Below are 18,636 nucleotides of genomic sequence, written 5' to 3'. Positions count from 1 at the left end.
GATGAGCAAAGAGCAGAAGCAGGACTTCCATACGGCTGTCGCGAAGGCCGCGGAGGCGACCAACCTGCCCCGCGCCGTGCAACACGCGCACGGCTTCTCCGGACCGATCCGGAGCAAGGTCAAGGGCGGAGCGCACACGAAGGCGGAACTCAAGCGGGCCGGGACCCCGCAGGGCGACCGCATCGGCGAGCGCAGCAGAGGCCTCAGCTGACGGCGGGGCCGAAGTCTGAGCCCGCTTCCCTGTCGTGAATCTGATGATGTGGCCCTTCCGGCTCCAGCCGGAAGGGCTTTCGTCTGCCCCTGCCCCTGCCCCTGCCCCTGCCCCTGTCTCTGTCCCTGTCCCTTAACGGGTTCGCGGGGAGGTGTCCGGTCGGCTGTTACCTCACCGACGGACGACCTGGACATGACCCTCGTAACGTCGTGGTCGTCGCCACCGCGGGTGACGCCGACCCGAGGGAACCACTGATGCGCGCCACTGTCCGTACCGCCGCCGCCGCGGCGCTCACCACCCTCACCGCGTGCGGGACCCTCACGGCGTGCGGCGCCGGCAGCGGGGCCGGCAGCGCTGCAGGGCTGCCGCCGGACCCCGAGGTCGGCAGCACGGCGGCGCCCGCTCCCGCGGGCGAGGGCGCGCCCGCCCTCCCGAGGGCGAAGCCGACCGGGATGAAGATCGACGCGGCGGGCGTGGACGCGAAGAAGATGGTCGGCCTCGCGGTGGACCCGGCCACGGGCGAGCTCGGCGTACCGAACGCGGACACCGACGCGGACAACCCGGGCTGGTGGACCCAGGGCGTGACCCCGGGCGAGAAGGGGGCGGCCGTCCTCGTCGCGCACTTCGACACGAAGTACGGGCCCGCGGTGATGAAGAACGTCAAGAAGATCAAGCTCGGCGACCTGATCGAGGTGCCGCGCGAAGACGGGAGGACGGCCAGGTTCACGATCCGCGAGATCGAGGACGTCGCCAAGAAGGACTTCCCCACCGACAAGGTCTACGGGGACACCAACCGCCCCGAGCTGCGCCTGCTGACCTGCGGCGGCGAAATCAAGAACGGCCACCGCACCAACAACGTGATCCTCTACGCGGACCTGGTGGCCTGACCCCCCGCCTGATCCCGCCTGATCCCGCCTCACGACCCCGACCACACGAGACAGTTCCTTGACCCGTGGGCGGGGCGGGAACCTATCGTCGGCGGGCGGCGGTGACGAGAACGAGGAAGGCGATGCCCGGTGTCAGAGGGGGGAGTGCGACAGGTATCCGTGCTGGACCGCGCGCATTCCTGCCTGGAACCGGCTGCGGACGCCCAGGTGGGCGAGCAGCCCGGTGATCACCCGCCCCACGGTGCGCGTGGAGACGCCCAGGCTGTGGGCGATGGATTCGTCCGTCCGCCCCTCGGCCATGAGCTGCAGTACCGCGGCCTGCTGCCGGGTGAGGAGCTCGGGCTCGCAAGGCGCCGCCGTCGGCCCGAGCGGGGTCGCGGCCTCCCAGATGTGCTCGAAGAGCGTGACCAGCAGGGAGATCAGGCCCGGGCTGGTGACCAAGGCCGCCGCGGCCGCGGTGTTCGTCGCGTCGACGGCCACCAGGGCGCTGCGGCGGTCCACGATGGTGAGGCGGTTGGGCAGGACCGGGCTGGTGCGGATGTGAGCTCCGATGCTTTCCAGCCACGTCGCGTACTCCCGGGCGTGGTTGTCATGGCGGATGCTGTCGAGGTAGATGGTCCGCATCACGATGCCCTGCTCGACGTTGCGCAGGTTAAGCGGCCGGGCCGCCTCGATGCTCGCCGGCGACATCTGCGAGTCGGGGGCGAACGACAGCACCTCGGAGCGGGTCCCCGCGGACAGCAGCTCGATCTGGTCCCGGATCGCGTCGATGCCTTCCAGGTACCGGATTCCGGACTTGGAGGATTCCTGCGACGAGGAGTCGGCGATCTCGGCCATCAGGTCGACGACGGCGGCCCGCGTGGCCTCCATCCGCTGCTGCTGGGCGGCGAGTTCGGCCTGCTGGCGGGCTTGGAGCAGTTGGAGCGCGAGCTGCGGATCGATGGCGCGTCCCTGTCCGGGGTCGCCCTCGCCGCCGCCGCGCAGCAGCGCCATCTCGCTGAGGCGGACCAGTGAGCGGCGTACGTCGTCCGGGGTCAGGCCCAGCCGCTCCGCCAGCTCCAGGACTCCGTCCCGCGGATGGGCCAGTTTGCTTCGGTAAACCGATGCGGTCACATCGTCGAGCTCTAGTCGACCGAACATTGTCGCCCCACCCCTGGAAGACCCTGCATGGCATATCGCCGCAGCTCACATGGCCTGCGCGCGTGCGTCAGGCTAGCTTGCCCGGCCGCGCGATCGAAGGGTGTACGGCACCGAATTCGGCGGAGCTATCCGGTCGATCCGACGAATGCGGCGATGCCGGTTTCGCCGGCTCGCCGGTTCGCCGGTTGGGCCCCCTTTCCGCCCGTGTCGGCGGATTTCCCGCCGATGCGGCACGTTTAGTGAGGGAACGAGAACTAATCGGGAGGATTCATGTATCTGGTCCACGTGCACTTGAGGGCCCCCCAGGGGGTGGGCGACCTGCCACCCGGTGCGGAGGCCGCCCTCTCCGAGGTCCAGCCGGCGATCGAACTGGCCGTACGCCACGTGAGCGCGGAGGGCGAGCCGGTGCTCGGCCTCTACCTCCGGGCCCCTGACCTCCACTCCGCCGAACACTGGGCCGCGGTGGCCTGGAACCACGCCGCGCGCCGGATCGACGGGGCCGACGCGTGGACCCTGGTGAAGGCCGAGGTGCCGCTACTGGTCGTCGACGAACTGGCCTGACGAACTGGCCTGCCGAACTGACCTGTTGGACCGCCCTGTTGGATGCTCCCCAGCGCATCGTGTCGTGTGTAGGACATGTCGGGTCCAGGACACCCAAGAACCCTGGTTCACCCCTTTCACCTGCGGCAATCTTGATCACGTCAGCAGGAAACACCGCACAACTCGGGGGACCCCAGCCATGTTCAGCCGCCTCAAGACCGCCACGCTCCTCGCCGTCACCGCCACCGCGCTCCTCACCGGAGCCGTCACCGGCGTCGCCGCGCAGATCACCGGTTCGGACGGTGTGACGCAGCAGGCGGACTGGCGCTGGGACAGCGCCCCGCTCGTCGCCGACGGAGTGGACAGCTGACCACCGGCCTCCGGTCCGGCGGGAACAGGGTCCGCGAGGCACCGAGGGTGACCGCACCGGCCCGACGGGGAGCGCTTCCCCGCACCACCGGCCGATTCGCCTGGTTGTCTCCGACGGCCCTCTGGCCGCTCGCCCGGCACCTGCTCGCCACCGGTCCGGTCCGCCCCCAAGGAGGCGGCACCCGCAGGGCGGACGAGGAAGCCGTCTTCGCAGCGGTCCTGTACATCCTGGTGAGCGGCGAGTCCTGGCGCGCGCTGCCGAAGTCCTTTCCCGTCTCCTGGCAGAACGCCCACCGGCGGTTCGGCCAGTGGTGCGACGAGGACCTGTGGAACCGGATGGAGGCCACCGCCCGGGCCACGCCCCACATCTCCGCACCGGTACGGGACTGGGCCGAACGCGTCGCCGAGGCGGCACGGTCCCGCCGACCCGACCTCACGGACCGACCCGACCTCACGGACCGACCTGATCTCCTGGTCCGACCTGATCTCCCGGTCCGTACGGACCGTACGAGCCCTACAGCCCTCCGGGCCGCCCGGGCTGCCTGACCGCGCCGCCGGACGGGGCCCCTTCCGGCTCCGGTCCCCAGGCCCAGGCCCGGACCCCGCTCCGCCCCTCACCTGAACCTCCCTGCCACTCCCATGGCACAGCCGTGCCCAAGGGCAGGGCACTGTCCCCGCCCTGTCCGCAGGCACCGGCACAGACTTCTGCACCCCACCCGAACACCCATCGAGAGGTTTACCGTGCGCAGATCAGCGCTCCCCATAGTGGCCGCCATGTCCATGGCTCTGCTGCTCCCGCAGCAGTTCTCGGCCTCCGCCGCCGAAGAGGTGCCCAGCGCGCCCCTCGCCGCAGGCGAGATCCAGAACATCGGCCCCGGCATGTACCAGTCCGCGACCGACAGTTACCAGGTCTTCGAGAACGACGTCTCGGTCGGCCTCATGGGCCGTACGCACACCGTCGCCGGTCAGGCGCAGGGTGGGGTCTCGCAGGCCCAGGACGCACCCCAGACCCGCTCCGACCTCGGAGTCTTCGGTCCCAGCTGGGAAGCCGAGTTCGTCGGTGGCCAGCTGAACCGCAAGCTGACCCAGGACTCGGGGTCGATCACCACCACCGACCTGGAAAGCAGCGCGTACACCCGCTACGAACTGACCGAGTCCATGGACGGTCCGGGCGGCGGCAGCATCAACACCTACACGGCGTCCGACGGTTCGACCCTGGTCGAGAACGTGTCGTGGGACGACCTCGCCGGTGACATGAAGTCGAGCATCACCGAGACGCTGAACATCGCCATGGGCGCCGCGGCCGAGGGCGACACCGGCCCCGTCGGCGCGGACGGCAACCCCATCCCGGTGGCCGATCTCAAGCCCACGTACACCTGGAAGCAGGCGTCCGGCAGCGGTGACACCTGGCGCGTCACGAGCGTCGGCAACAAGGCGTACAAGGCCACCACGGTCTCCTACGACACCCAGGGCCGCGTCGCCACCGTCAGCGAGCCCGCCCGCGGTGAGACCCCGGCGAAGTCCCTCGCCCTGACCTACGCCACCGCGACCACCGCGACGGGCACGACCCTCGGTGACGTGGCCGGCCAGGTCAAGGAGATCACGGTCACCTCCGGCCAGGTCGCCCAGACGCTGGCCCGCTACACCTACGAGGCCTCCGGTCTGCTCCGCGAGGTCACCAACCCGGCCGAGGGCAGCGAGCTCAGCTCCTACACCTACGACGGCGGCGACCGTCTCTCGACCCTGACGAGCGGCGACGGCGGCAAGTGGGAGCTGACGTTCAGCGGCGACGCCGCCGCCCCGCAGGCCCATGAGACCAGCGATGTCGTCCCCGACGCCGGCTCCATCGCGCCCGGCCAGGAGCAGCCCGACGGGGTCAGCCCGCCCTCCGAGAACTTCATCGGCGGGGACATCACCGACCCGCAGGCCAACCCGCGCGCCTGCGGCTCCCCGGAGTCGTGGATCCGGTACTGGGGCAACTGCTCCACCCCGGTCGCCCATTACGGCTGGAGGTGGCCGTCCTGGAAGCAGACGCCCACCGGCTCCTGGGTCCGTGGTCTCAACTACGACCACTGCACCTCCTCGTATGACCGGCCCGCTGGCTTCGACTTCCGGGCCGCGTGCGACGCGCACGACTACGGCTACGGAACCATCGGCAACACCTACAAGGGCTACAGCTACTACCTGGACCGCAACAAGGGCATCGCCACCGACGTCGCGTTCTACAACCTGCTCCGCTACAACACCTGCCCGGCCTATTCCTGGTGGTCCCGCGGCGCCTGCAACAACCTGGCCTACAACTACTACCTCGGCGTCTTCTACGGCGGGCACCCGAGGAACGGCGCCGACGCCACCTGATCGTCCCGTCGATTCGCTCCGGCGAGTCGCCTGACGGACCCGTTCGACGGACACCGTAGGGGCCGGGCGCCCGACATCGCCGGCCGCCCGGCCCTACGTCCCCCTGAGGCTTCCCCCGGCCTTCCCCCCGCTCCCGGCTTCGGCGCCGCCTGACCATTCGGCCCCGCCCGCGCCTGAGCCCGCGTCACCCCCTCGCTTTCGCTTGACCCTTCGCCTGCCCCTTCGGCTCGCCCGTGTTGTCGCCCGAGCGCCCGATGGCCACACCCCCTCCCCCTTTCCGCTCCCCCTTCCACGGAGACACGAAGTGAAGAGATCCATGCGGGTCGCGCTCGCCGCCTCGGCGGCAGCCATGGTGCTCACCGCGATACCGGTCGGCGCCAACCCCTTCACCGGTTCCAGCCCGGCGTTCGCCGCGGAGGACAGCCCGGTGGACCCGCCGCTGTTCGACGAGACCCAGGACGGCGGCACCGTCCGCGTCAACGTCCTCCTCGACGGGCGGTCGGAACTCTCCTCGGCCTCCGAAGCGGGTGAAACCCTCGTCTCCTACGACAGCCTGCCGATGGTCACGCTCCGCGTGGACCGGGCCGGCCTGGACTCGCTGAGCGCCATGCCGGGTGTCGTCAGCGTCAGCGAGGACATCCCGGTCGAGCCGATGCTGAACGAGTCCACCGTCAAGATCGGCAGCGACAAGGCCGTCGCCGCCGGGAAGACCGGTGCCGGCAGCGCGATCGCCATCCTCGACACCGGCGTCGCCACCGGGCACCCGTTCCTGGCCGGCCGCGTCAAGGCCGAGGCGTGCTTCTCCGTCACGGACGCCGCGTACGGCGCCACCAGCCTGTGCCCGGACGGCACGGCCGAACAGGTGGGCACCGGCAGCGCCGACGCCGACAGCGGCCCGTGCACCACGGTCGGTACGGGCTGCTCCCACGGCACCCACGTAGCGGGCATCGCCGCGGGCAACGGAACCGGCGTGACCGGTGCACCGGCCCGCGGTGTCGCCCCCGGCGCGGACATCATCGCCATGCAGGTGTTCTCCAAGTTCACCTCGGACTCGTACTGCGGGCCGGGAGCCAGCCCCTGCGTCCTCAGCTTCACCAGTTCGCAGATCAAGGCGCTGGAGAAGGTCTCGGCCATGAAGAAGGCCGGCACCAACATCATCGCCGCGAACATGTCCCTGGGTGGCGGCCGCTGGACGGCCGCCTGCGCCGCGGACCCCCGTAAGCCGATCATCGACACCCTCTTCGCCGAGGGCGTCGCCACCGTCGTCGCGGCCGGCAACAACGGCTACACGAACGCGGTCAACGCCCCCGGGTGCGTGCCTTCCGCCCTCACGGTGGGCTCCACCACGGACGACGACCAGTTCTCCACCTTCAGCAACCGCGGTCCACTCCTCGACCTCGTCGCCCCCGGCACCTCCATCGTCTCCTCCGTTCCCGGCGGCGGGTTCGCCTCCAAGAACGGCACCTCCATGGCCGCCCCCCATGTGGCGGGTGCTCTCGCGGTTCTCCGCCAGGCCTACCCCGCCAAGAGCGTCGCGGAGCTCGAGGCGCTGTTGAAGTCCACGGGCACGCCCATCGCCGCGGAGGGTGGCACGGTCCCCCGCCTCGACATCAGCACAGTGGTCGGCGCAGGCGACCCGATCCCGGCCCCCGCCCCCGACCCCAAGCCCCGTCCTTCGCGCATCCTCAACGACACGAACTTCACCATCCCCGACCTGGCAATCGCCCAGTCGCCCATCACGATCGCGGACGTCCCCGGCCAGGCATCGAAGTCCATGCAGGTCCAGGTGAAGCTCACCCATGACTGGCTTCCCGAAGTGAAGGTCGACCTGATCGACCCGGCCGGCAAGGCCTACCCGCTCAAGGCAACGGGTGGGGCGCAGACCGGCGGCACCCTCGACACCACCTACACCGTGGATGCCAGCACCTCCCCGGCCAACGGCACCTGGAAGCTGCGAGTCGAGGACAAGTCCGCGGGCGGCACCGGCACCCTCGACCGCTGGTCGCTGACCGTTCCCACGCCCTTTGTGAACGCAGCCGTCACGGCCATCCCCGACCCGGGCACGGCGACCTCGGAGATCACGGTCAGCGGGCTGGCCGGCAAGGCCACCGGTGGGCTGCAGGTCGACCTCGACGCCACCCACATGTATCCCGCCGAAGTGAAGATCGACCTGATCGACCCGGACGGCAAGGCATACCCCCTCAAGTCGGTGGCCGTCGGCAGCACGATCATGAAGACCTACACGGTGGACGCCGCCTCCTCCCCGGCCAACGGCACGTGGAAGCTCCGCGTCGAGGATGTTTCCGCAGGAGCCACGGGCAGCATCAAGGGGTGGTCGCTGACCTTCCCCTCGCTCGAGAACCAGGTCAACCAGACCGTTCCCGATGCAGGTGACTTCTCCTCCGCGACCACCGTGAGCGGGATCGCTGGAAACGCGCCGAAGGACCTCAAGGTGTTCGTCGATGTCACGCACGACTGGCTCGGCGATGTCGCGCTCGAACTGAAGGACCCGAACGGCAAGATCTACCTGCTGAAGGAGTCCGCCCCGCTGGAAGCCGGCGGGAACCTCAAGAAGATCTACACCATTGACGGCAGCACCTCGCCCGCCGCGGGCACCTGGACCCTGCGCACCTACGATGTGTCCGAAGGCGGCACCGGAACGCTCAACGGCTGGTCCCTGACCTTCTGACAGGCCCTTTCGCCGCACTGTCAAAACCGCGTTCATCTCACGAAGGTGCCAGGCCGGAAACACCCGGCCTGGCACCTTCGCGCGTACGCCGAGCAGGCACGAGCAGTGCACCCGTCATCAATCCGGCGACCACGGCGACGGCCCGCTCCGTCGGACTCGATCGCGGGCTCTTCCGGCGTGCGGGCGGAGGCCGGCTCCTCGGCCGGTTCGAGGCCGAAGCGGCGTATGAGCGGCTCGCGGTGTTGTTCGGGTCCCACGCCAGGGCCCTGCGTACTGTGCCCTCGGCAGGAGAGGGTCAGCCTTGAAGTGCTGTGATCACTGCTGCGAGTGCTCCCAGGAGGGCCGCAACGGCTGTGATGCCCGCCAGCCACAGATGGGCTCGCCCAGGCTTCCCGTCATCAGGCTCGCCCCCGGGAGGGCTATCGGGATTCGACACGGTGTTCCTCCATGCGATCGGGCCTCCCCAGCGATTCCCATGCCGAGGACCTGTCTCGTGAGTTCCGGTCCCGTCCGGCCGGACGGGACCGGAACTCCGTTGGGGTCGGAACGTAGCAGTCCTCTGACCTGCTCATTTCTCAACTGGTGCAATTTCAGACGGCTTGCGGGGTGCGAGCTACGGCATACTCGTCCCCAACGCCAAGGAACGTGGGACACGTCTGTACTGCGTCATATGCCAGGGGGACGTGACGCGGGCTTGCTCGAACAATGCCGCGTATGGGTCTAATGGCCCAAATGGGGGCCCGGCCCACTTGGCTAGATTTCGCTCCCTCTGGAGAGGCCCACCCAGCGCGAAGCGGGGCGTAGATGCCAAAGACCCCCAGTCATGATCGACTGGGGGTCTTTGTCTTGTGCCCTCGGCAGGATTCGAACCTGCGACACCCGCTTTAGGAGTTCGATCAGGCACTCCTCGCCACCCGCAGCTCGCTACGTGCAGATGCTGCGGGGAGCCGCTCCCGGACGCGGTCATCCGCCCGTGTTGATGTCAGCGGTAGATGTCAGATCTCGTCCTGCAACTGCTCCAGGCCCTCCATGAACGCGTTGTGGAAGTCGCGCTCGGCGGCTCGACAGGGAGCGCTGAAGAACATGCGCTGGGCCTCGACGAGCCCGCATCCGACCACCTGCATGGTGACTCTGACGGCGTCCACTCCGTTGCAGTCCCGTTCGTTCAGGAACTCTTGCAGGGCGTCCCCGTCGCGGCTCGCCGCCCAGACGGGTCCGGCAGCTTCCGCCATGTCGACGATCCGAGCCATACGTACGGCATCCATGCTGCTTCCCTCTACTCCCGGGCCCGACAGGCAAGATGGCGTCAACCGCGCTAGCGGCTGATCGGAACCTCGTAAACGATCTCGCACAACGCGGCAGGAATGACGATGTCCGCCGTCTCCACAGGCTGGCCTTGGTCGCTGTAGTAGGTCCGCCGGATGTGGGTCACCAGTGCTGCCTTCTGGATGCCCAGAAGCGACGCCTCCTCGGCCGTCGCCTGCCGCGGCTCCGGCTGCTCCACCGCGTGGCTGACCGTGATCCCGATCTCGGCCATGCGGTTCACGACGCCCGCCCCGGCGTGCGGCCCACCCTCAGGCAGGACGACGAGCGTGCCGGCGGTGAGCTCGTACGGCTCCCAACTCGTCGACAGCTGCACAGGCCGGCCATCGGCAAGGAACTCGTACACGGTCCGCACACACAGCGCCCCAGCGTCGATACCGAGCCGAGCCGCGATCTCGGCCGGCGCGGGCACCTTCGCCTCGGTCCGGCTCTCCCAGTTCCCCTGCCGACCCAAGGCCTGCATGTCCGCGCGGAACGGGGACTCACCGGGCTGCTCGCGCGCTGAGGACCGAACAACCCGCACACGCTGACGGGCCTCGGCGACGTACGTCCCCGACCCCGCGCGACCTTCCAACACGCCCTGGGCGATCAGCAGCTCCTGCGCCCGGCGCACCACGTTCTCGCCAACCCCGCACTCCCCAGCGATCTGCGCCCGCGACGGGAGCCGATCGCCGACGGTCCACTCGTGCTCCGCGATCCGCTGCCGCAGTATGTCGGCGATACGGAGATAAGGCGGCTGCTCAGGCATGTAGAAAATCTAGTCCACTAGCTCTAATCTAGTTAACTAGCTTCACTCAAAGTGTTCGTCCGGCAACGGAGGCTCCTGTGCCCGCTTCGGAAGCAGCAAGGGCCGAGGACATCGCTGCCCGGCTGTCCGCCTTGGGACTGACCACGCAGGTGGAGGCGCACGCCCGCTACACGTCGATCGAAGCGGAGGTACCGGAAGCACTGCCCGCCTCCGCATGGCGGGAGGTCCTGGAAGTGGTGGCGGAGGCCGACCGATTCGGGCTCCTAGCCAGCAGCTTGACCGGCCGCACCCTATGGGCCGCCGTACGCAAAGCGGTCCCCGCGACGGGCGACGTCCGGGGACCTGGCCGACAGCAGTAGGAGCTGATCAGCATGTCGAACCGTATGGTCCCCACCCCAGCCCGCACCAGCGCCCGCCCCCTCCGGCCGGCCCCACCACCCAGCGCGGAAACCTCCCCCTACCGCTCGACCTCGTGCGCGATCGGCACCCACCCCGAATGCGCGCAGTCGTCCCCGGCCACGGCACCGGTCGGCGTACCCGTGATCTACGAGGCCTGCGACTGCCCCTGCCACACACCAGACGCCCGGTCCGACCCGCGGCGGGTGACCCAGTGAGCGGATGGACCCCAAGCGGCGCCCTGGCGACGAACGTTGAGATCACCTCGACCACCGTCCAACGCGGCGACGTAATCCAGGTAGGCGGCCAGCCATGCCGCGTCATCGACCTGATCCAACTCCCGGCCAGCGCCAAGCGACTCCGCTTCGAGTCGGGCGAACTCCTGACCATGCACGCCCGCACCCGCCTCGTCGCCCTACGGATGCGGAGGAACTGGTGACCCACCCTTCGCCCTCCCGCCATCGCCGAAGACCTCCGCAACCAGATCTCGACGGGCCGCCTGAAGGCTGGCGAACGCCTCCCCTCCGAGGCCCAACTCGCCGCCCGCTACTCGGTCAGCACACCCACGCTGCGGAGCTCCCTGGCACTCCTCCAGAGCGAAGGCCTCATCGAAAAGGTCCACGGCAGCGGCAACTTCGTCCGCCACCCCCTCCGCAGAATCACCTACGTCGGCGGTGGCCATGCGCCAAGCACACCCACCGCGGCCGAGGAAGTCCTCCAGACCACCGTCCGCGCCACCAACCTCCGAGCGCACGCCCCGCTGACCGCCCTCCTCAAGGTCGCGTCCCGCAGTCCCCTGACGGAGTTCCTCTGCCTCAGCCAAGAAGGAAGGACCCCGCACAGCCTGGCCCGCATCTACGTGCCCCGAGACCTGGTGCCGGCAGACATCCACAAAGGGCCATTAGCCGCACGACTGGCAGAGCGGCGCCCACCACTGGCGGCGGTCCGGGAAACGGTCAGCACCCGCCTCCCCACCCCAAACGAAGCGACGACCCTCCGCATCAGCGCGACCTCGGCCGTCCTGTCGATCACGCGCGTGGCGACGGACACCACCGGCCGCGTGGTCGAGGTGACCCTCCTGGTCCTCCCCGGAGACCGCGCCGACGCCGTCTTCACCAGTCACCACACGGCCAAAGCCAGGAGGGCGGAAGCATGACCCCCCACAACGAACTGCGACTCCTGCCGTGGTCAGGTCCGGACGGCAAGCCCTGCTTCCTAAGCGCCGACGACAACGCCGGCTACCTGTCCCGCCTCGCCGACAACACCGAAGCGGTGCAACTCGGCCTTGGACCGGAGCTCTTGGATCATGCCCTCGAAGTTCTCGCCAACGAGGAGGTCGACCCGGACGAGCTCCTCTTTCTGGCAACAGGCCTGGCTGGAGCCCTACGAGATGCAGTCCGTGTAGCAACGAGTCGAGGCCACCGCCTACCGATACCGGCTCCCTTCGCCGCCGAAGAAGGCGCCGTCGTCCCTCATGCGCCAACCGTCTCCGGCTAGCACCGCACCCCAATGACAGCGAAGCCCCCAGCGATCACTGGGGGCTTCGCTGTTCGCGGGCGGTTAAGGAAACGGCTCAGCCAGCAGCCAATCCACTGCGCCGTTGGGTCTGATCGAGCAGTGGGGTTTGCCCCCTCGTTAGGGGAAGCGCTGAGGGCTAGCACCGCTTGAAGTCCACTCGTACCAAACTTCGTTGAAACAGTACGAAGTGCTTCAGCTACCTGGCACGATGACGACGTAGTCCGTACAGAGGAGAGGTTGCTGCTGTGGCCACCATTCAGCCACGCTGGTACGTCAAGAGCGTTCACGTCGATGGGCTTGCAGGGCGTAAGGAGCCATACAGGCAAGAGCTCAACCAAGATGTGAATATCTTTTTTGGTCTAAATGGTAGCGGGAAGACGACTCTCCTGCGCATCGTGCACGCCGCTTTGAACGAAGAGGTGGCGTCATTGATGGGTGCCCCATTTGACAGCGCCACCGTGGAAATTGCCCTGCCGGAACATGATGCAGTAATTTTGCGCCGATTTGAAATGCCGGACGAAGAGTCGTTCGAATCAGCCATTAGGCGCGCACTCCCTTTGAGTCTACGCAACCGACCCAGTGCAAGATATTCGCCAAGGGCCGAGCGCGTAATCCAAGAGCTATTCTCCTGGACTACCACCTACGCCTTTCCTGAATCGGCAAAGCAGGACGAAGCAAGAATTCGGAAGCTCGTCGACTTCCCGCACAGATACCTCCCAACTTCGCGAATCTTTGACGTGCGGGACATCTCTTCAGAAGCTGGCGATAGGAATATCGACGAATTCTTCGCTGACTCAATCCAGCGATTGTGGTCCTCCTACTCAACTGAGGTTCTAGGGACCGTTAGGCAGGCTCAGGAGGAGGCTTTGGGGAGGATTTTGGCAGGTGTGATCTCGCCTGAGATGCAAGGCGCAGTGGGTCAAGACCTCGACTACGATAAAGCTTTCCGCCGTGTTACTAGCTTCTTGCAACGTCGCGGCGCCGCGCATCTCGTTCAAAATCAAGAAGAATTTTTGAGCAGGTTTGATACAGATCAGGCATTTAAGCGCGTAGTGCTTGACATCAACGAAGTCGAAGAGCAAATCGAGGATGCGCTCGAACCGAGAACTAAACTTCAGACCTTGGTGAGCCGGCTAATTTCAGGACCAAAGCAGATCAGCTTCCTGGACAGTCAGATCAGGGCTATTTCCTCTGACGATAAGGAAATTTCGCTCGAAAGGCTATCGTCTGGAGAGAGGCAGCTAATTCGAATCCTTGTCGAGGCGCTTTCGGCTGGTGGAAGGCCGATCATCATCGACGAGCCGGAGCTGTCGATGCACATCGACTGGCAGCAGGTTCTCATTGAGTCGATCCAGACGATTGATGAGAGAGCGCAAGTAATTACGGCGACACACTCTCCCGAAATCATGGCAGACATCGAGGATGAAAAGATCTTCCGACTTTGAGGCTACAGCATTCTCCGCGTGGGAAACTCAGGCAGATGCAGATGTCGAGTACCCAGTTCTTTGGGTATGTCGAGGGGATAAACGTCGATAGATATGTCCATGGAAGTAATTGTGAGCGCGCCCTCGATGGCCTGAATGTCGGGTATCGCATAGCGTCCGCCGAAGAATTGCCCGGACAGGCAGGCGGAAAGGCTCGACTGAGAACTTATTATGAAGAACTCCGGGATAGTTCTTCTCTGATTACCGACTTCAAGGGGAAGGTGACTGTCGTCGCCTTCTTTATGGACAAGGATGTCGACGATCGAACCGGCCTCAAAATATCATCCGATCATGTCTTCTATACTGATTTCTACGATGTGGAGAATCATGTATTTCATGAGGGTGACGTTGCGAGGGCAGTTGCCATCGGATGCAGCCTTCCCCCGAACTGGTGTCGCGAGGAATTTGGGAAGCGTGGCGATTGGCAGCAGCTGGCCGCAGTCCGTTGGAAAGAGTGGGTTCGCCTCTGCTTTACAGCTAAGGTCCTAGGCCTCCCGGGAGAGGCCAATTACCGTAGGCCGTCGCCCATCAACAGGCAACCTCATTCCATGGCTGACCCCGACTTGTCTTTCAGGCAGGAAGGGAGATCTCATGCGGCTTCGCGATCGGCGTCAATTTCCTGCGCCAATTGGAATGCCGTTCGGGATGAGGTGGACACCTACTATGCTTCCGGCGAATGGAATAAAGTCTTCAAGGGGAAATGGTATGCCTATATCCTCCAAAGCCAGGTGATCGATAACTGTCCCCAAAAGTTGGACACAAAACATCTGCAGTCAGTGCTCGTGATGCAGGTCGCGGCGACAATGACATTTGATAGCCCCTGGGCGCTATCAATGCAAGCCGGGATTCGAAGCCTGGTAACTGGGGCATGAGCGGATGTTCCGCTTAATGATTAGATCCCGACGTAGGTAGGTGCGGTGGCTTTGGCTGGCGTCATGCCAGAATTGGGGTCGAGCATGACCAGACGGCCCCTCCCTCGCAGTGTCCCTGTCCCGCATTGCAGCACAGGGTGTGGTTTTTGATCATCTCGACTGTCACAGCCCCTGAGGTCCTCGCCAATCGGAGCCACACGCCTCTGCAGTCGCGCAGCCACAGTCGGGCCCCGCTGTCATCCCGTCTGCCGTCGTCCCACACGTAGTGGTAGCGGGGCAGTCGTCAGGGGCCCAGGTGGAGCGCCCTGCTGGACGAACGACCTGGGCCCCTGGCGGCTGGTCTGCTACGGCTTGCCCTGGGACGACGGCAGACGGGATGACAGCCCCCACCCCAACCACAACGGAGCCGCGGTCGCACGACTGGCCCCCGCATCCCAGAGTCAGAGCGCCCCCGCCGGAGGCATCAGTCCTGACGGACGGCTCGCCGATCAGGCGGGGCTCATCCAGCCCATCAAGTCCTCAGCCATTGGCGCGCGGCCGGCGCCCCGGGCTGGAGCGGGGCGCAGACAGGAGCGCAGGCCCGGGGCGACGGCCGCGCGACGCCGCCTTGGCGGCGGAAGCGCCCTTGATGAAGTAGGGAAACTCTTATCGCGCGGTCTCGGCCCGGAACTTGTCGAGTAGACCGAAGAAGAGGTCGATGGCGGAGACGCTTCGGTCCTCGGCTGTGAGCTCGATGGCGCGTCCCCAGGTCAGGTTGCCGTAGTCGCTTCCGACGTGGTCGCGAAGCCATTCGGCGAAGGGGCCGTAGGTACTGAAGGGGGTGGCGTCCAGGTTGCCGCTCACCTGCATGGCCACGTCGAATCCGTGCAGCATCGAGTGCAGGTGTGTGACTGAAGAATGGGGTACGTACATACCCGGCCTCAGGCGCACGTTGTCCAGGAAGTCGTAGACGTCGCGGATCTCACTGATCGGCTTGGGAGCGGGCCGTCTTCTCGCGGAGGCGCTCACGCCGATGCCTTGAGCAGGTGGCGGCCGTCGTGGCTGCAGACGTGGGGGCCCGCATCGTCTAGGGCGTCCAGGAGGCGGATCGCGTAGACCTCGGACATTTGAGCAGTGACCTCTTCTGGGGTGAGCCAGGCGACCGCGGTCGATTCCTCCGAGGTGCGTTCGGTGCCGCCTGACGGCTTGCAGCGGAAGGCCAGGGCGACGATGCCTCGGGTGGTGTTCTTGTAGACCCCGGTGAGCTCGTCCACCTCGACCTCGATGCCCGTCTCCTCCAGGACCTCGCGGCGCACGCCGGCCTCCGGGGACTCGGCGAGTTCGAGGACTCCGCCCGGCAGTTCCCAATTCCCGTTGTCCGCGCGACGGATCGCCAGGTCCAGGCGGCCGTGTACGTCCTCCAGCCCGAAGGCACCCGGGCCCGGAAGTTCGCCTACGGCAAGACCTGGGCCGAGTGCGACGTGAAGCGACGGGACCTGCTCGCCAAGGTCGACCAGGGCGTGCCCGTGCCAACGAAGTCCGCAAAGCTCTCCGAGTGGCTGCCGTACTGGCTCGACAACATCGTCAAGCCGCGACGCAAGCTCAGCACGTACGACAAGTACGAGGCGCACGTCCGTCTGTACCTGGAGCCCATGATCGGGACCCGGCGGCTGGAATCCCTCGGGGTTGCCGACGTCCGGCGCTTCCTCGTCCAGCTGGAGAAGAAGACCACCGCTGCTACCGCCAAGGAGTCGCACCGAGTGCTGCGGACGGCGCTCACCGCCGCCTGCCGGGAGGAGCTGATCGCGCGCAACGTGGCGTCGCTCGTCGAACCGCCCCGGCCGCAGTCGCGGGAGCTGAGTCCGTGGTCCCTGGACGAGACGCTCGACTTCCTCGCCGCCGCCCGGACCGACCCGCTCTACGCGGCCTTCGTCCTCGCCATCACCATGGGTCTCCGGCGCGGCGAGCTGGTCGGCCTCCGCTGGACGGACCTCGACCTCGACAAGCGTGTGCTCTACGTCCGACAGCAGACCCAGCGCCGCCGCGGCGTCCTCTACGACGATGACCCCAAGGGGCGACGCCGGCGGGCGGTCCCGATTCCCGCGATGTGCATCGCCCCGCTGCGCTGGCACCGGATGCAGCAGGGCGGCCAACGAGCCAAAGCGGGGGAGAAGTGGACGGAAAGCGCGCACGTCTTCACGACCCGCACCGGCCGCCCGGTCGAGCCGCGCAACGTCTACCGGTCCTTCACCCGTGTCGCCCAGGGCGCCGGCCTCCGGGTGATCCGGCTGCACGACGCCCGCCACGGCTGCGCGACGTTGCTGACCGCCGCCGGGGTGGCGCCCCGCGTCGTGATGGAGATCCTCGGGCACAGCCAGATCAGCATCACCATGGACGTCCACACCCACGTTGTCCAGGACACCCAGCGCGAAGCGATCACCCACATGGACCGCCTGCTCAAGAGGCGCCCGGCCGGCGGTGGCCGTCCCCGTTGATGTCAGGCGTAGATGTCAAAGGCCCCCAGTCGTGATCGACTGGGGGCCTTTTCCCTTGTGCCCTCGGCAGGATTCGAACCTGCGACACCCGCTTTAGGAGAGCCGTGCTCTATCCCCTGAGCTACGAAGGCGGGTTTTCGGTCTGTGTCGGCAATCACCCTACCCGATAGGGGTGGTGAGCATCTACGGGTCACATTTCCCCAGGTCAGGCTGCGTGTGGAGGGTCTGAGCGGGAGCCCTGACCTTCCTGTTCCTGCCCACGTCTTCCCTGTCTTTCCTTGATCTTCCTTCCCCTTCTGTCCCCCGTCTGTCCCCCGCCGTTCCCCGGTTCTGTCCCCCGCCTGTCCCCCCGGCGCTACTCCACCGTGGCTGTGCGCTGAGGTTCTGAGCGGCGTATTCGCAGGTGAGAGGCCGTCTTCCAGAGTGCTGACGACCGCAATCCGTTCGCGATCCCTGGGTGATGAACGCGCGATGTGCATCTCAGCCGGGGAGGATCATGCGCTGGAGGCGTACGTCCCACGTGCACTCGCGGTAGAGCCGGTTCAGGTCGTACGCCGCGTCTTCATCGTCGGCGTTGCAGGGCTCGGAGTCGTTGGCGCCGTCGCGGTAGTAGAAGCCGTACTCCTCGCACTCCTCATCGCCGGGCCAGCGTCCGGACCAGAGGGTGAGGCAGCCGGTCCCGGGGTGGTTGCAGTCTCTGCGCTGGCGTCCGGTGAGGGCGCATCGCGCGAGGGTGCACCTGTCGGTGTGGAGGTGGCCGGGGTGTGCGTGGCACTTCGGGCAGGTGTTGCTCTGGGGGTTGGTGGACGGCTCGGGCTCGGGCGCCGGGTCGAGCTGGAGCCGGCCGAGCCAGAGTGCTTGGAGGTGCTGGTCGAGTTCGCGGCCGTCGGCGACGGAGTGGATATCGAGGGTGCGGTGGAGGAGTTCGCGGAGGTGGATGGCGGGGAGTTGGCTGAGGGCCCAGTGGAGGGTGAGGCTTCCGTCCTTGTGGCGGGTGATCCATCGGGTGCGGGCGCGCCAGGACACCTTGAGTTCGATGTCGGGCTTCGTGGTGAGTTGCGTGATCCGGCGGCCGTGATTTTTCAGCCATTCTCGGGTCTCGTTGGCGTAGAGGTTGATGAGGGTTCGGCGGGCATCGTCCTCGTTTGTCGCGGCGTGGTGGCGGAGGTCGAGGGTGGGGCCGAGGTCGGGGTGGGTGTAGGCGATGGCGGCGCTGGCGCCGGGCTCCTGTCGGGTGATGCGGAGGGTGTGGGGGCGGCCGAAGAAGGGGAAGGTTTCGCCGTTCTTGATGGTCTTGGTCGGGTTGTCGGGTGTGGTCTCGCAGAGGTGGGTGAGCTGGCGGTATATCCAGCGGCGTCGGCGGTTGACGAGCTCGTGGGCTTCTTCGTCGGTGGTGGTGTCGGGGCCTCGGACGATGATGTTGCCGGTGCTGGCTACGTCGAGTTCGAGGGTGGTTCGGTTGCTGGTGCGGATGGTGACGGAGACGCCGTTGATGTTGATGGTGCGTTCTTTCAAATAGGTCATTGCGCATCTTCCGGTTGGGGTGGGTTTTGGTGAGGGCTTGCGGTGGTGCCCTTCCCGCTCATATCTAAATTCTACTATGAACGAGAGGGGGGTCAACTGGGCT

Annotated in this window: 21 protein-coding genes and 1 tRNA gene; 15 read left to right on the top strand and 7 right to left on the bottom strand. The window is 66.8% G+C overall.

Annotation, left to right across the window (positions count from 1 at the left end; all coding sequences use genetic code 11):
- Window position 1: 1 nt before the first annotated feature.
- Both AC3IYI_RS17630 and AC3IYI_RS17625 read left to right on the top strand, forming a co-directional pair.
- Window positions 2-211 (top strand): hypothetical protein, encoded by a 210-nt coding sequence (locus AC3IYI_RS17630; RefSeq protein ID WP_489411080.1) that lies wholly within the window; start codon window positions 2-4, stop codon window positions 209-211.
- A 254-nt stretch (window positions 212-465) separates the two neighbouring features.
- Window positions 466-1,098, top strand: a complete 633-nt coding sequence (locus AC3IYI_RS17625) for a sortase domain-containing protein (RefSeq protein WP_489411079.1) — start codon at window positions 466-468, stop codon at window positions 1,096-1,098.
- Window positions 1,099-1,230: 132 nt separating this feature from the next.
- Here AC3IYI_RS17625 and AC3IYI_RS17620 read toward each other — a convergent pair whose 3' ends face one another.
- Window positions 1,231-2,211, bottom strand: a complete 981-nt coding sequence (locus AC3IYI_RS17620; protein ID WP_489411078.1) for a helix-turn-helix transcriptional regulator — start codon at window positions 2,209-2,211, stop codon at window positions 1,231-1,233.
- Window positions 2,212-2,508: 297 nt separating this feature from the next.
- On the opposite strand from AC3IYI_RS17620, the gene AC3IYI_RS17615 reads away from it, so the two are divergent.
- The 5 genes from AC3IYI_RS17615 to AC3IYI_RS17595 all read left to right on the top strand — a co-directional run bounded on the left by AC3IYI_RS17615 (window position 2,509) and on the right by AC3IYI_RS17595 (window position 8,194).
- Window positions 2,509-2,799, top strand: a complete 291-nt coding sequence (locus tag AC3IYI_RS17615) for a hypothetical protein (protein ID WP_489411077.1) — start codon at window positions 2,509-2,511, stop codon at window positions 2,797-2,799.
- Between the two features lie 178 nt (window positions 2,800-2,977).
- Window positions 2,978-3,148, top strand: coding sequence for a hypothetical protein (locus AC3IYI_RS17610; protein WP_489411076.1), 171 nt, complete (start codon window positions 2,978-2,980; stop codon window positions 3,146-3,148).
- 104 nt (window positions 3,149-3,252) lie between these two features.
- Window positions 3,253-3,693, top strand: coding sequence for a transposase (locus tag AC3IYI_RS17605; protein ID WP_489411075.1), 441 nt, complete (start codon window positions 3,253-3,255; stop codon window positions 3,691-3,693).
- A gap of 228 nt (window positions 3,694-3,921) precedes the next feature.
- On the top strand, window positions 3,922-5,505 hold the full coding sequence (locus AC3IYI_RS17600; protein WP_489411074.1) for a phospholipase A2: 1,584 nt from the start codon (window positions 3,922-3,924) through the stop codon (window positions 5,503-5,505).
- 304 nt (window positions 5,506-5,809) lie between these two features.
- Entirely contained in the window at window positions 5,810-8,194 is a 2,385-nt protein-coding gene (locus AC3IYI_RS17595) for a proprotein convertase P-domain-containing protein (protein WP_489411073.1), read from the top strand.
- Between the two features lie 995 nt (window positions 8,195-9,189).
- Here the strand turns inward: AC3IYI_RS17595 and AC3IYI_RS17590 are convergent.
- Together AC3IYI_RS17590 and AC3IYI_RS17585 are read right to left on the bottom strand one after the other, a co-directional pair.
- A complete protein-coding gene (locus AC3IYI_RS17590) occupies window positions 9,190-9,459 on the bottom strand; it encodes a hypothetical protein (RefSeq protein ID WP_489411072.1) in 270 nt (89 codons plus the stop codon).
- 50 nt (window positions 9,460-9,509) lie between these two features.
- Window positions 9,510-10,265 (bottom strand): GntR family transcriptional regulator, encoded by a 756-nt coding sequence (locus AC3IYI_RS17585; protein WP_489411071.1) that lies wholly within the window; start codon window positions 10,263-10,265, stop codon window positions 9,510-9,512.
- A 77-nt stretch (window positions 10,266-10,342) separates the two neighbouring features.
- Here AC3IYI_RS17585 and AC3IYI_RS17580 point away from each other — a divergent pair, with 77 nt between their 5' ends.
- From AC3IYI_RS17580 to AC3IYI_RS17550, 7 genes are all read left to right on the top strand, one after another.
- Window positions 10,343-10,624, top strand: coding sequence for a hypothetical protein (locus tag AC3IYI_RS17580; protein ID WP_489411070.1), 282 nt, complete (start codon window positions 10,343-10,345; stop codon window positions 10,622-10,624).
- Window positions 10,625-10,636: 12 nt separating this feature from the next.
- A complete protein-coding gene (locus tag AC3IYI_RS17575) occupies window positions 10,637-10,879 on the top strand; it encodes a hypothetical protein (RefSeq protein WP_489411069.1) in 243 nt (80 codons plus the stop codon).
- Window positions 10,876-11,100, top strand: coding sequence for a hypothetical protein (locus AC3IYI_RS17570; protein ID WP_489411068.1), 225 nt, complete (start codon window positions 10,876-10,878; stop codon window positions 11,098-11,100). Before AC3IYI_RS17575 ends, AC3IYI_RS17570 begins: the two co-directional genes overlap by 4 nt.
- A 21-nt stretch (window positions 11,101-11,121) precedes the next feature.
- Window positions 11,122-11,817: a GntR family transcriptional regulator gene (locus AC3IYI_RS17565; protein WP_489411568.1), complete on the top strand. Its 696-nt coding sequence runs from the start codon at window positions 11,122-11,124 to the stop codon at window positions 11,815-11,817.
- Window positions 11,814-12,158, top strand: coding sequence for a hypothetical protein (locus tag AC3IYI_RS17560; RefSeq protein ID WP_489411067.1), 345 nt, complete (start codon window positions 11,814-11,816; stop codon window positions 12,156-12,158). The genes AC3IYI_RS17565 and AC3IYI_RS17560 overlap by 4 nt, the downstream gene beginning before the upstream one ends.
- Before the next feature lie 266 nt (window positions 12,159-12,424).
- Window positions 12,425-13,624, top strand: coding sequence for an AAA family ATPase (locus AC3IYI_RS17555; protein ID WP_489411066.1), 1,200 nt, complete (start codon window positions 12,425-12,427; stop codon window positions 13,622-13,624).
- A 35-nt stretch (window positions 13,625-13,659) separates the two neighbouring features.
- Window positions 13,660-14,535 (top strand): hypothetical protein, encoded by an 876-nt coding sequence (locus AC3IYI_RS17550; RefSeq protein ID WP_489411065.1) that lies wholly within the window; start codon window positions 13,660-13,662, stop codon window positions 14,533-14,535.
- 645 nt (window positions 14,536-15,180) lie between these two features.
- Here the strand turns inward: AC3IYI_RS17550 and AC3IYI_RS17545 are convergent.
- Window positions 15,181-15,543 (bottom strand): hypothetical protein, encoded by a 363-nt coding sequence (locus tag AC3IYI_RS17545; RefSeq protein ID WP_489411064.1) that lies wholly within the window; start codon window positions 15,541-15,543, stop codon window positions 15,181-15,183.
- On the bottom strand, window positions 15,540-15,938 hold the full coding sequence (locus tag AC3IYI_RS17540; RefSeq protein ID WP_489411567.1) for an NUDIX hydrolase: 399 nt from the start codon (window positions 15,936-15,938) through the stop codon (window positions 15,540-15,542). The genes AC3IYI_RS17545 and AC3IYI_RS17540 overlap by 4 nt, the downstream gene beginning before the upstream one ends.
- Between AC3IYI_RS17540 and AC3IYI_RS17535 the strand changes: the two genes are divergently transcribed.
- Window positions 15,882-17,009 (top strand): tyrosine-type recombinase/integrase, encoded by a 1,128-nt coding sequence (locus AC3IYI_RS17535; protein WP_489411566.1) that lies wholly within the window; start codon window positions 15,882-15,884, stop codon window positions 17,007-17,009. The genes AC3IYI_RS17540 and AC3IYI_RS17535 overlap by 57 nt on opposite strands.
- Window positions 17,010-17,067: 58 nt before the next feature.
- Here AC3IYI_RS17535 and AC3IYI_RS17530 read toward each other — a convergent pair.
- Window positions 17,068-17,140 (bottom strand) — tRNA-Arg (locus AC3IYI_RS17530).
- 349 nt (window positions 17,141-17,489) lie between these two features.
- Window positions 17,490-18,533, bottom strand: a complete 1,044-nt coding sequence (locus tag AC3IYI_RS17525) for a YgjP-like metallopeptidase domain-containing protein (RefSeq protein WP_489411063.1) — start codon at window positions 18,531-18,533, stop codon at window positions 17,490-17,492.
- Between the last annotated feature and the right edge of the window lie 103 nt (window positions 18,534-18,636).

The sequence above is a fragment of the Streptomyces sp. GL_148 genome (assembly GCF_057834205.1).
Note: the sequence above shows the minus strand (reverse complement) of the source record. Positions and strands in the feature narration are given on the sequence as shown.